The following is a 12,282-nucleotide window of genomic DNA, read 5'->3' as shown; positions in this document are numbered from 1 at the left end:
CAAAATCCTTTGTCGCCGCAAACCCCAGACGACAACGGTTCTCAGCCCCCTTCCCGGCTGTAAAAGGCTATGCTCGGACCATGACTCTGTTCCCTGATTTGCAGCACCTGCCCCGCCAACTGCGTCACCCCGAGGTGCGCGATCTCGCGTGGGTGATGCTCGCCCCGCCGATGCTCGCGCAAACGCCGTGGCCACAACGCCACCCGCTGACCGGCAGCGACTGGGTGCAGGCCCCGCATTTGCTGGAGCAGTGGCTGCGCCAGCTGGACCAGGACAGCAGTGCCTTGCTGCATTGGCTGAGCCAGGCACGCACCCGCCGGCTGGGGTTGTATTACGAACGGCTGTGGCAATTCGCCGTGCAGCATGCGCCGGGCGTGGAACTGCTGGCGGCCAACCTGCCGATCCGCCAGGCCGGGCATACCCTGGGCGAGCTGGACATGCTGCTGCGCGACCGTGACGGTGTGCATCATCTGGAACTGGCGATCAAACTCTACCTCGGGCCCCAGGACGGTAATGGCCGGGACACCGCGCAATGGCTCGGCCCCGGCTGTCATGACCGGCTCGACCGCAAGCTGGCCCACCTGGCCCAGCACCAACTGCCGATTTCCGCCCGGCCGGAGAGCCGCGAAGTCCTGGCCGCGCTGGATATCCAGGCTTTTGATGCCCATCTGTGGCTGGGCGGTTATCTGCTCTACCCATGGCCGGGCATGGCGCAGGCGCCGCAGGGCGCGCATCCCCAACACCTGAATGGCCGTTGGCTGCATCAGCGCGATTGGTCGAGGTTTATCGAGCAAAGCCCGGCAGGACGCTGGCAACCGCTGCCCCGCCACGCATGGCTGGCGCCGGCGCACTACCCGGCGGACGAAGCCTGGGACGCGGCCCGGATGCAGCACTGGCTAACCGAACTGGACCCCATGGCGCCCGCGCAGTTGCTGGTGCGCCTGGTGGAAAACAGCGAAGGCGAATGGGAAGAAGCCGAACGGTTGTTTCTGGTGGCGGATCTTTGGCCGAACGTGCCGGCGCTTACAGGTTATCGATATGCCGATAGTCAATCTGTAACCCCATAGCCAGCTGCTTTGAACGGCCCAACCGAATCGGGCCGCGCTCGATGTCCACCAGCAAACCCGGGCAGTCCAGCGGCGGCAAACCCGCCACATCCTTCAGCCGCCCATCGGTGATCACCAGCAACCGCTGCTGCTCCACCGGGTAACGCTTGCGACGAGCCGCCAACCAGTGCCCCGCTTCGTTCAGCGCTGCCAACAATGGCGTGCCACCGCCTGCACCGAGGCCATCAAGCCAATGACCAAGCCCTTTTGCCGCCTTTAATCCCTGCACCTGCCACTTTGGCGATTGCCCGCTCGCGGTGAGCAACGCCATGCGCGCCCGCTGTCGATAGGCATCGTCGAACAGTTGGGCCAGTAATCCCTTGGCATCGCTAAGCGCCTGATGCCGCCGGGTGGACGCCGAAGCATCGACAATCACCAGCCACAGTTCATGGGGCGTACGGCTACGCAGTTGATACAACAAATCTTCGCGGCGTTGCGGCCGCCCGCCGAGCAAGGTGCCCGGCCAGTTGATCGAACCTTCGGCCGCGCTGCGCGCCTGGCCTCGCCGGCCCTTGTTCAGTCGACCCGCCTTGGGCCGTGCATCCGCCCCCACGTCAGGTTTGGGGCGGATGCCTAGGGCTTTTTTGGCCAGGTGGGCACATCACGGCGAGCACCTATCGGCAAGGCGGGTGCGGGCATGTCGCCCCATTGGCCCTGGCCTTCAGGTGCATCATTGGGCTTGGGTGATTGACCGCCAGCGGGCGGCGTTGCAGGCGGGGATTGCTCCTGACGACGATGGCGCAGGGCAAATTCCGCGACCGCTTCGATATCTTCTTCGCTGATAGCCGTCGCGCCCCGCCAGGCCGCATGGGCACGTGCGCCACGCAGCCAGACCAGGTCGGCGCGCAAGCCATCGACCCCGGCGGCAAAGCAGCGCTCGGTAATCTGCGCCAGCGCCTGGTCATCCAACGGGATGCTATCCAGCAAGGCGCGGGCCCGGGTGCAGCGCTCACGCAACGCGGCCTGCCGGTCGGCCCATTGCCCGCAGAAACCCTGAGGGTCGCTGTCGAAATCCAGGCGGCGACGGATGATCTGCCCGCGTTCGGCCGGCTGGGTGTGCCCGCTCAGCGCTACGTTGAAACCAAACCGGTCGAGCAATTGCGGGCGCAACTCGCCCTCTTCCGGGTTCATGGTGCCGATCAGTACAAAACGCGCCGAATGCCGGTGGGAAATCCCGTCGCGCTCGATCAGGTTGGTGCCGCTGGCGGCCACGTCCAGCAGCAGGTCCACCAGGTGGTCGGGCAGCAGGTTGACTTCATCGACATAGAGCACGCCGCCGTCGGCCTTGGCCAGCACGCCGGGGGAAAACTGTGCGCGGCCCTCACTGAGTGCCGCGTCCAGATCGAGTGTGCCCACCAGCCGCTCTTCGGTGGCGCCCAACGGCAGCGTGACGAACTGGCCGCTGGCGAGCAGGTCCGCCAGGCCACGGGCCAGGGTGGACTTGGCCATGCCGCGCGGGCCTTCAATCAGCACGCCACCGATCTTCGGGTCGATGGCGGTCAGGCACAGGGCCAGTTTCAGGTCGTCGGCGCCGACCACGGCGGACAGCGGGAAATGTGGAATGTCGGTCATCAACTGCCTTCTTCTATATCCAACAACAGGTTTTCCAACGCCTCGCGGTACGCCCCAGGCTCCTGCCACATGCCGCGTTGCTGGGCTTCGAGCATGCGTTCGGTCATGTCCCGCAGGGCATCCGGGTTGTGCTGCTGCACAAAGGCGCGGGTGCCCGGGTCCAGCAAGTAGGCATCCGCCAGCAATGCATATTGATGATCGTCGATCAACGCCGTCGTAGCGTCGAACGCGAACAGATTATCCACGGTGGCCGCCATCTCGAACGCGCCTTTGTAGCCGTGGCGCTTCACCCCTTCGATCCACTTCGGGTTGGCCGCCCGGGCACGAATCACCCGGTTCAACTCTTCCTTCAACGTGCGGATCTTCGGCAAGTCCGGCTGGCTGTGGTCACCATGATAGCTGGCAGCCTTGTCGCCGCTCAGGGTTTCCACGGCGGCGAGCATGCCGCCCTGGAATTGGTAGTAATCATTGGAGTCCAGCAGGTCATGCTCGCGGTTGTCCTGGTTTTGCAACACCGCCTGCACCTGGCTCAAACGCTGGGCAAACTGTTCGCGGGCGGCGGTGCCTTCGTCGGAGCCGCCATAGGCGTAGCCGCCCCAGTTCAGGTAAACCTCGGCCAGGTCTTCGCGGCTCTGCCACAAGCGCCCATCAATCGCGCCCTGCACGCCGGCACCATAGGCACCGGGCTTGGCGCCGAAGATCCGCCAACCGGCCTGCTTCGCCGCCGCGTCCTCGTCAAGGCCCGACAGGCGCAACGCTTCGCGCTCACTGCGCACCTTGGCGGCCAGCGGGTTCAGGTCATCCGGTTCGTCCAGCGCAGCCACGGCTTGCACCGCCGCATCGAACAGGCGGATCAGGTTGGCGAATGCATCACGGAAGAACCCCGACACGCGCAAGGTCACATCCACCCGTGGCCGGTCCAGCAGACTGATCGGCAGGATTTCAAAGTCATCCACCCGCTGGCTGCCGGTGGCCCACACCGGGCGCACGCCCATCAGCGCCATGGCCTGGGCGATATCGTCGCCACCGGTGCGCATGGTGGCGGTGCCCCACACCGACAGGCCGAGCTGGCGCAAGTGGTCGCCATGATCCTGCAGGTGACGCTCAAGAATCAGGTTCGCCGACTGGAAGCCGATGCGCCAGGCAGTGGTGGTGGGCAGGTTGCGCACATCCACCGAGAAAAAGTTACGACCGGTAGGCAACACGTCCAGACGGCCCCGGCTCGGCGCGCCGCTGGGCCCGGCCGGGACGAAGCGCCCGCTCAAGGCATCCAGCAACCCGCGCATTTCCGCCGGGCCGCAGGCATCCAGGCGTGGCGCGACGACGATGCGCAAGCTCTCGATCACCGCCTTGACGTCTTCCCAGCCGGGCTCTTCAAGCTGCTCCACGGCACCTTCCAGCGCCTGCTCGATCAAGCGCGCGGCATACAGCTCCAGGCGTTCACGGGTGTCGCCGGCAGTGCGCCACAACTGCGTGTCGATCTTCTGCAACACCACTGGCCGGCGCCCCGTCCACGGCTCGGCCAGGGCGCAGTCCAGCGGATCGAAGCCCAGGTCGAAGGCCTTAGCCAATACCCGCAGCAGGCTCGATTGCGGCCCCCGCCCATCGCCACGCGGAATACGCAACAACGCCAGCAAGGTGTCGATGCGCAAGCGGCCCTCGGGTGACTCGCCGAAAATGTGCAGGCCATCGCGAATCTGCGACTCCTTCAAGTCACACAGGTAGGTGTCCAGGCGCGGCAGCCAGATCGCCGCATCGGCGTCGCTGTCGAGGTTTTCGTCCAGGGCCAGTTCCTGGTCGATGCGGGTTTCGCGCACCAGCTTGAGGATGTCCTTTTGCAGCTCGCGGGCACGCCGTGGGTCGAGCAGTTGTGCCTCGTAATACTCGTCGGCCAGCAACTCCAGGTCGCGCAGCGGCCCGTAGGTTTCGGCGCGGGTCAGCGGCGGCATCAGGTGGTCGATGATCACGGCCTGGGTGCGGCGCTTGGCCTGGGCGCCCTCGCCCGGGTCATTGACGATAAACGGGTAGATATTCGGCAGCGGCCCCAGTAGTGCGTCGGGCCAGCAGTTCTCGGAAAGCCCGACGCCCTTGCCCGGCAGCCATTCCAGGTTGCCGTGCTTGCCAACGTGGATCACGCCGTGGGCGCCGTAGGTGTGGCGCAACCAGAAGTAGAACGCCAGGTAGCCATGGGGCGGCACCAGGTCCGGGTCGTGATAGACCGCACTCGCGTCCACCTGGTAACCCCGGGCCGGCTGGATGCCGACGAAGGTCAGGCCCAAACGCAGGCCCGCGATCATCATGCGCCCGTCGCGGAACATCGGATCGCTATGAGGCGTACCCCAGCGTGCCAACACGGCCTGGCGATTGGACTCGGGCAAGCGGTTGAACATCGCCTCGTAGTCATCCAGCGCCAGACTCTGATGACACGGACGCAAGTCGAGGCTGTCCAGGTCGTTGCTGACGCCGCCCAAGAGCGCCTGGATCAGTGCCGTTCCGCTTTCCGGCAGCTCGTCCGGCAGCGGATAACCTTGGATTTTCAGTGCCCGCAGGATATTCAGCGCGGCGGCTGGGGTGTCGAGACCCACGCCGTTGCCGATACGTCCGTCCCGGGTCGGGTAGTTGGCGAGGATCAGCGCGATACGCTTTTCGCCATTCGGCACCCGCGCCAGTTCGACCCAGCGCCGCGCCAGTTCGGCGACAAAGTCCATGCGCTCCGGTTGTGCGCGATAGCACACCACATCCGACTGGCTGCGCTCACTGCGCCAGGCCAGGTCCTTGAAGCTGATGGGCCGGCTGATGATGCGCCCGTCCAGTTCCGGCAACGCGATGTGCATCGCCAGGTCACGTGGGCCGAGGCCTTGCTCGCTGGCCTGCCAGCCGGGCTCGTTGTCCTGGGCGCAAATCGCCTGGATCACCGGGATATTGCGGCGAAACGGCCGCAGGTGCGGCGCTTCGGGGCTGGACTGGGCAAAACCGGTGGTGTTCAGAATCACCGAGGCGTGCACCTCGTCCAGCAAATCCTCGACCACGGTCAGGCAACCGGGCTCTTTCAAACTGGCCACCGCCATCGGCAGCGGGTTGAGACCCGCGGCCTGCAAGCGCTGGCAAAAAACATCGATAAAGCCGGTGTTGGCCGCCTGCAAATGGGAGCGGTAGAACAGCACCGCCGCCACGGGAAAATCAGCTTGCCAGTCAGCCTGCCAATCGTTGAGACGGGCATTGGCTTTATGCGGGTGATAAATCGCCGTGCGCGGCAGGGTTTGCGGCTCGCTCCAGGCGTAATCGCGGCCAAGGTAGCCGGCGGCCAGGCAACGATAGAAATCCAGCGCATTCCCCAAACCACCCTGGCGCAGGAAGTGCCAGAGCCGGTCACGTTCCTCGGCACCCACGGTGCTGAGGCCACTGAGTTCCGGGTCCGGGCGATCATCCCCCGGCACCAGGATCAGCTGCACGCCGCGCTCGGCCAACTCCACCAGGCGCTCGATACCGTAGCGCCAATAACCGATGCCGCCGTGCAGCGAAATCAGGATGACCTTGGCGTGGCGCAGCACCTCGTCCACATACAGGTCGACCGAAGCATGGTTCTGCACCTGCATCGGGTTGGCCAGGCGCAGGCTCGGGTAATCCTCGGGCAACTGCTGGGCCGCTTCGGCCAGCAGCGCCAGGCTGGAATCACCGCTGCACAGGATCACCAGCTCGGCGGGGGTTTGCCCAAGGTCGGCGATGTTGTCATCCGAAACGAAACCGCCGGGCTGGGTCCTGAGCAGATGCATGGTTTAAACGCTGAGGGCAGCGCGCAGTTGCGCTTCGAGCAACGCGGCGTCGAGTTCCTGGCCGATCAGCACCAGGTGCGTGGCGCGCGGCTCATCGGCGCGCCAGGCGCGGTCGAAGTGCTTGTCGAAACGCGTGCCCACGCCCTGGATCAGCAGGCGCATCGGCTTGTTCGGGATCGCCGCGAAGCCCTTGACCCGCAGGATGCCGTGCTTGACCACCAGTTGGGTCAGGGCGTCCAGCAGCAGGCTTTCGTCGGCCTGGGGCAGTTCGATGGAGATGGAGTCGAAGGCATCGTGGTCGTGGTCGTCTTCACCTTCGTGGTGATGATCGTGATGGCTGTGGCGGCCATCGATGTGTTCTTCCGAGCCCGCGCCCAGGCCGATCAATACGTCCAGCGGCAGGCGACCGCTGCTGGCTTCGATGATTTTGACCGCCGGCGGCAGTTCTTCTGCCACTTCCAGGCGCACACGGGCCAGGTCTTCAGGGCTGATCAGGTCGGACTTGTTGAGGATCACCAGGTCGGCGCTGGCCAGTTGGTCGGCGAACAGCTCGTGCAGCGGCGATTCGTGGTCCAGGTTCGGGTCGAGTTTGCGCTGGGCGTCAACCTGGTCCGGGAAGGCGGCGAAAGTACCGGCGGCCACGGCCGGGCTGTCGACCACGGTGATCACTGCGTCAACGGTGCAGGCGCTGCGGATTTCCGGCCACTGGAATGCCTGGACCAAGGGTTTTGGCAGGGCCAGGCCCGAAGTTTCGATGAGGATATGGTCGAGGTCGCCGCGACGGGCCACCAGTTCGCGCATCACCGGGAAGAACTCTTCCTGGACCGTGCAGCACAGGCAGCCATTGGCCAATTCGTAGACGCGGCCGTTCGCCTCTTCTTCGGTACAGCCGATGGAGCATTGCTTGAGGATTTCACCGTCAATGCCCAGCTCGCCGAACTCGTTGACGATCACCGCGATGCGGCGCCCCTGGGCGTTATCCAGCATGTGGCGCAGCAAGGTGGTCTTGCCCGAGCCGAGGAAGCCGGTAACGATGGTGACGGGGAGTTTGGCCAGTGTTTTCATCGGATGCCCTTTGGGGCGGGCATACGGGACGAGTGGCCCTGCGCGGGTGCGCAGAAGCAGAATTCGCCACCGGATCACCCCGCCCGGTTGAAGTAGAAAATCGGTTGCGAGGCAGGTCTCCTGGCTTGGGGCTTGCCGGCGGTGAGGCCGGCGCTGGCTGCGCCTTCCCGCCTTGTTCAGGCAGTGGCGTGGCAGTCAGACAAACCCTTTACAGTTGCGGGGGCAGCCGCGGCATTGACCGCGTTCCCTTCTTAGCTTCGGCCTGGGCCGAAGAACCTCGAAGGTGCAAGGCTACGCAGTGCGCGGGGACGGGTCAATGTCCGAGCGTTTGGCGCGAAGCAGCGCCAGGCGCTCCAGCATGCCCTCGCTGGCAGCAGGCCCGGCTTGAACGCTGCATTGCTCGACGGACACGCGCACACCGTCGGCGTCCACCACCGCCACTTCCACCGGGCGCCGGGTTTCCCGGTCAACCAATTGCAGGCTTTCACCTTCGTTGGCGAAATGGCGGTTGCCCCAACCGACGAACGCCATGATCACCACCCGGAAATCCTCGCCAACCGGCGTCGGTACGTACTCGAAACGGGGCGGCCGCTCGCTGTATTGCCGGCGCTCCAGCAGCCCCGCCTCGACCAGGCTGTTGAGCCGGCGGGTGAGCATATTCGGAGCGATTCCCAGGCTCTGGGAAAACTCGTCAAAACGCCGCAAACCTTGCAGCGCGTCGCGCATGATCAGGATGCTCCACCACTCGCCTACCCGTTCCACTCCACGGGCTACCGGGCATTCGGCATTCACCAGCGACTTACGTTGCATTGCAGTTCCTCTGTGGGGCGGCTACGGAAATTTCAGCTATCGGATGTTACTTTCATAATGATAGTTTCGTCCATGCATTGCTACCAACCTGAAATTTGCGGAGCTAAGCGATCATGAGTAAGCGAATTGTTGTGACCGGCATGGGTGCAGTGACACCGCTGGCAACCGGCGTGGAACAGACCTGGAAGCGCCTGCTGGCCGGTGAATCCGGGATTCGCAGGCTACCCGAGGCATTGATCGGCGACCTGGCAATCAGCATCGGCGGCCAAGTGTTGGACCGCATCCAGGACCCTGAAGCCGGCTTTGACCCGGACACTGTCATCCCGGCCAAGGAACAACGCAAGATGGACCGGTTCATCGTGTTTGCCCTGGCAGCCGCGCAAGAGGCCCTGGCCCAGGCAGGCTGGAGTCCGCAGACGCCATCGCAGCAGGAACGTACCGCGACAATCATCGCCTCCGGCGTGGGTGGTTTTCCCGCGATTGCCGAGGCCGTTCGTACGGCTGACAGCAAAGGGCCTCGCCGCCTGTCGCCGTTCACGATCCCGTCATTCCTCGGCAACATGGCGGCCGGGCACGTGTCGATCCAGCATCAACTTAAAGGTCCGCTGGGCTCCCCCGTCACTGCTTGCGCCGCCAGCGTACAGGCGATTGGTGATGCTGCGCGCATGATCCGTGCCGGCGAAATCGACATCGCCGTGTGTGGCGGCGCCGAAGCCTGTATCCACCGAGTCAGCCTCGGCGGTTTTGCTGCGGCGCGTGCGCTGTCCAGCGATTACAACGACACGCCGGCATTGGCTTCCCGCCCGTTCGATCAAGGCCGCGACGGGTTTGTGATGGGCGAAGGTGCCGGGCTGTTGGTGATCGAGGAACTGGAGCATGCATTGGCTCGCGGGGCGACGCCTATTGCAGAGCTGGTGGGCTACGGCACCAGCGCCGACGCCTATCACATGACCTCGGGCCCGGAAGATGGCTCGGGTGCACGCAGGGCAATGGAACTGGCGATCGCGCAGGCAGGGATCAGCGCCGCACAGATCCAGCACTTGAACGCCCATGCCACGTCGACCCCCGTAGGCGACAACGGCGAACTGGCAGCGATCAATACGCTGTTCGGTGCAAATGCCAGCGTCGCGATCAGCGCCACCAAGTCGGCGACCGGCCATCTGTTGGGCGCCGCGGGCGGGATCGAGGCGATCTTCACCGTGCTCGCCCTGCGCGACCAGATTGCCCCGGCGACCCTCAATCTGGACAACCCGGACCCCGCTGCCGAAGGACTGGATATGGTCCGAGGCCAAGCCCGGTCGTTGCCGATTGAATACGCGATTTCCAATGGGTTTGGATTCGGCGGCGTGAATGCCAGCGTGCTGTTCAAACGCTGGCAATAACCCGGCGATTTGACGCCCATCGCCCGCCCATGCTCTCCTACACATCTTGTTTCGGGTGCCCTTCACAGGGTGAAACGGGAAACCGGTGAATCATGTTCCTTTACTCAAGGGCGTGACGAGTCCGGTGCTGCCCCCGCAACGGTAAGCGAGTGAAGCATCAAAACCACTGTGCCTCTACGGCATGGGAAGGTGATGCTTTCAAGGCCCAGGCCCCTCGCAAGCCCGGAGACCGGCCCGAAAAAATCAGATAACAAACCCGCGGTGGGCGGGCGCTGTTCAGAACCCTGCGTGCCTGGCTCGCGGGGTTTTCATGCGCTCGTGTCACCCTGAAACCCTGAAGGGACGCGCCATGTCGATCATCAGCAGCACCGCCTCTACCGCCAGCACCACCGCCACCCTGAGCCAACGCCTGACTGCCGCCATCGGCGCGTCGATCCTCGGCGCGTGCCTGGTGTATTTCGCCGGTTTCTCGCACATCGAAGCGGTGCACAACGCCGCCCACGATACCCGTCACAGCGCTGCGTTCCCGTGCCACTGAGACCTGCCGACATGATCAAGCGTATTGCCCAAACCGCAGGTTTCACCGGCCTCCTGGCCGCCTTGCTGCTGACCTTGCTGCAAAGCTTCTGGGTTGCCCCGCTGATCCTGCAGGCGGAAACCTTCGAAAACGCCCCGGCCGCGACCGAAGTGCATGAACATGCCGAAGCCACGGCCCACACCCACGACGCTGAAGCCTGGGAGCCGGAAGATGGCTGGCAGCGTGTGCTGTCGACTACGGGCGGTAACCTGGTGGTCGCCGTAGGTTTTGCCCTGATGCTTGCCGGCCTGTACACCCTGCGTGCACCGACCCGTACGGCCCAAGGCCTGCTATGGGGCCTGGCCGGTTACGCCACCTTTGTGTTGGCGCCGACCCTGGGCTTGCCGCCTGAATTGCCGGGGACTGCGGCGGCAGACCTGGCGCAACGGCAAATCTGGTGGATCGGCACTGCCGCCTCTACCGCTGCCGGTATCGCGCTGATCGTGTTCGGTCGTAACTGGCTGCTGAAAATCCTGGGCGTGGCGATCCTGGCTGTGCCCCATGTGATTGGCGCACCACAGCCGGAAGTCCACTCGATGCTGGCGCCGGAGGCTCTGGAAGCTCAATTCAAGATCGCCTCGCAGTTGACCAACGTTGCCTTCTGGCTGGCGCTGGGCTTGATCAGTGCCTGGCTGTTTCGCCGTAACCGTGATGGTCAGTATTCGGCATGATCCTGGCGGTTGGCCTGGGGTGTCAGCGGGGTTGTTCTGTCGACATCCTGCGTGAACTGTTCAACGCCGCCCTCGCCGAGGGTGGCATTGAGCGTCAGCGCATCACTGCGCTGGCCAGTCTTGATCGCAAGCGGGATGAGCCGGGGTTGCTGGCACTGGCTCAGGTTCTGGATTTGCCGTTGGTATTTTTCAGTGCGGAGCAATTGGCGCCCTATGAAGATCGACTGAGCCATAAGTCCGAGACGGTTTTTGCTCATACCGGCTGCTACGGCATTGCTGAAAGTGCCGCCCTGGCCCTGGCAGAACAGCTGTCTCAAAGCCCTGCCACCCTGCTGATCACCCGCAAAAAAACCGCCCAGGCCACCTTTGCATTGGCTTGCGCCGGCTGAATTCCCGATAATCGTCAGCTTTGATCATGAGCAATCTTCATCTGGAGGGCTGCTCGCGTGCTTTTTTTCACAGGAATGAATCCATGACTGTCTTTTTCATCGGCGCAGGCCCAGGCGATCCGGAATTGATCACGGTCAAGGGGCAGCGGCTGATTCGCAGTTGCCCGGTGATTATCTATGCCGGCTCGCTGGTACCGGCGGCGGTGCTTGAGGGGCATCAGGCGGAGCTGGTGGTTAACAGTGCGGAGCTGCATCTGGAGCAGATCATTGGGTTGATCAAGACGGCCCATGAGAAAGGCCAGGATGTGGCGCGGGTGCATTCCGGGGATCCGAGTTTGTACGGGGCGATTGGGGAACAGATTCGGCTGTTGCGGGAGCTTGGGATTGGGTTTCAGATCATTCCCGGGGTGACGGCGGTGGCGGCGTGTGCGGCATTGTTAGAGGCTGAGCTGACGTTGCCGGACATTGCGCAGAGTGTGATTTTGACGCGGTATGCGGATAAGACGGCGATGCCTGAGGGTGAGGTGTTCAGTAGCCTGGCGCAGCATGGGACGACCATGGCGATTCACCTGGGGGTGAATCATCTGGAGAAGATCGTGGCTGAGTTGGTGCCTCACTATGGGGAGGATTGTCCGATTGCGGTGGTGCATCGGGCGACCTGGCCGGATCAGGATTGGGCCATTGGTACGCTGGCGGATATTGCCGGGAAGGTGGCAGCCAAGGGGTTTCGGCGTACGGCGTTGATTCTGGTGGGTCGGGTTTTGGCCAGTGACAGTTTTGGTGAGTCGTCGTTGTATCGTGCGGGGCATGCGCATTTGTATCGGCCCTGAGGGTGGTGGCGGTGGTGATGGTGTACATATCCGTTATTTAGGTAACGGCGACTATTGGTTCCGCTCTTACAGCGGCTCACTTTTGAAGAGCGCAAAAGTAAGCAAAA

General features: G+C 63.9%; 11 protein-coding genes and 2 riboswitches. Of the genes, 6 read left to right on the top strand and 5 right to left on the bottom strand.

Features of this window, described 5'->3' with window-relative positions; genetic code table 11:
- The first annotated feature begins 80 nt into the window (after window positions 1–80).
- A complete protein-coding gene (locus tag A462_RS27070; protein ID WP_008431991.1) occupies window positions 81–1,067 on the top strand; it encodes a DUF1853 family protein in 987 nt (328 codons plus the stop codon).
- Here A462_RS27070 and A462_RS27075 read toward each other — a convergent pair.
- The 5 genes from A462_RS27075 to A462_RS27095 all read right to left on the bottom strand — a co-directional run bounded on the left by A462_RS27075 (window position 1,024) and on the right by A462_RS27095 (window position 8,326).
- Window positions 1,024–1,626, bottom strand: a complete 603-nt coding sequence (locus tag A462_RS27075) for a vWA domain-containing protein (RefSeq protein WP_032898884.1) — start codon at window positions 1,624–1,626, stop codon at window positions 1,024–1,026. The genes A462_RS27070 and A462_RS27075 overlap by 44 nt on opposite strands.
- A 53-nt stretch (window positions 1,627–1,679) precedes the next feature.
- Window positions 1,680–2,678: an ATP-binding protein gene (locus A462_RS27080; protein WP_008431987.1), complete on the bottom strand. Its 999-nt coding sequence runs from the start codon at window positions 2,676–2,678 to the stop codon at window positions 1,680–1,682.
- The gene (cobN, locus tag A462_RS27085) at window positions 2,678–6,451 is read right to left on the bottom strand and encodes a cobaltochelatase subunit CobN (RefSeq protein ID WP_008431985.1); all 3,774 of its coding nucleotides are present in this window, start codon (window positions 6,449–6,451) and stop codon (window positions 2,678–2,680) included. The genes A462_RS27080 and cobN overlap by 1 nt, the downstream gene beginning before the upstream one ends.
- 3 nt (window positions 6,452–6,454) lie before the next feature.
- Entirely contained in the window at window positions 6,455–7,516 is a 1,062-nt protein-coding gene (gene cobW, locus A462_RS27090; RefSeq protein ID WP_003217887.1) for a cobalamin biosynthesis protein CobW, read from the bottom strand.
- A gap of 93 nt (window positions 7,517–7,609) precedes the next feature.
- Window positions 7,610–7,811, bottom strand: a riboswitch (cobalamin riboswitch).
- Window positions 7,808–8,326, bottom strand: a complete 519-nt coding sequence (locus A462_RS27095) for a winged helix-turn-helix transcriptional regulator (RefSeq protein ID WP_008431984.1) — start codon at window positions 8,324–8,326, stop codon at window positions 7,808–7,810. Its footprint overlaps the riboswitch before it by 4 nt.
- Window positions 8,327–8,439: 113 nt before the next feature.
- On the opposite strand from A462_RS27095, the gene fabF reads away from it, so the two are divergent.
- From fabF to cobM, 5 genes are all read left to right on the top strand, one after another.
- Window positions 8,440–9,708 carry a beta-ketoacyl-ACP synthase II gene (gene fabF / locus A462_RS27100; protein ID WP_008431982.1) on the top strand — a complete coding sequence of 423 codons (1,269 nt, stop codon included), beginning with the start codon at window positions 8,440–8,442 and terminating at the stop codon, window positions 9,706–9,708.
- A gap of 36 nt (window positions 9,709–9,744) precedes the next feature.
- A riboswitch (cobalamin riboswitch) is annotated at window positions 9,745–9,960 on the top strand.
- Window positions 9,961–10,057: 97 nt separating this feature from the next.
- Entirely contained in the window at window positions 10,058–10,246 is a 189-nt protein-coding gene (locus A462_RS27105; RefSeq protein ID WP_003217883.1) for a CbtB domain-containing protein, read from the top strand.
- An 11-nt stretch (window positions 10,247–10,257) separates the two neighbouring features.
- Window positions 10,258–10,956, top strand: a complete 699-nt coding sequence (locus A462_RS27110) for a CbtA family protein (protein WP_008431977.1) — start codon at window positions 10,258–10,260, stop codon at window positions 10,954–10,956.
- Entirely contained in the window at window positions 10,953–11,345 is a 393-nt protein-coding gene (locus A462_RS27115) for a cobalamin biosynthesis protein (RefSeq protein WP_003217881.1), read from the top strand. The genes A462_RS27110 and A462_RS27115 overlap by 4 nt, the downstream gene beginning before the upstream one ends.
- A gap of 83 nt (window positions 11,346–11,428) precedes the next feature.
- Window positions 11,429–12,175 (top strand): precorrin-4 C(11)-methyltransferase, encoded by a 747-nt coding sequence (gene cobM, locus A462_RS27120; protein ID WP_008431975.1) that lies wholly within the window; start codon window positions 11,429–11,431, stop codon window positions 12,173–12,175.
- Window positions 12,176–12,282 lie beyond the last annotated feature (107 nt).

Source organism: Pseudomonas sp. Ag1 (assembly GCF_000278565.1).
Lineage (GTDB): Bacteria > Pseudomonadota > Gammaproteobacteria > Pseudomonadales > Pseudomonadaceae > Aquipseudomonas.
This window is presented reverse-complemented; position numbering and strand designations above follow the sequence as displayed.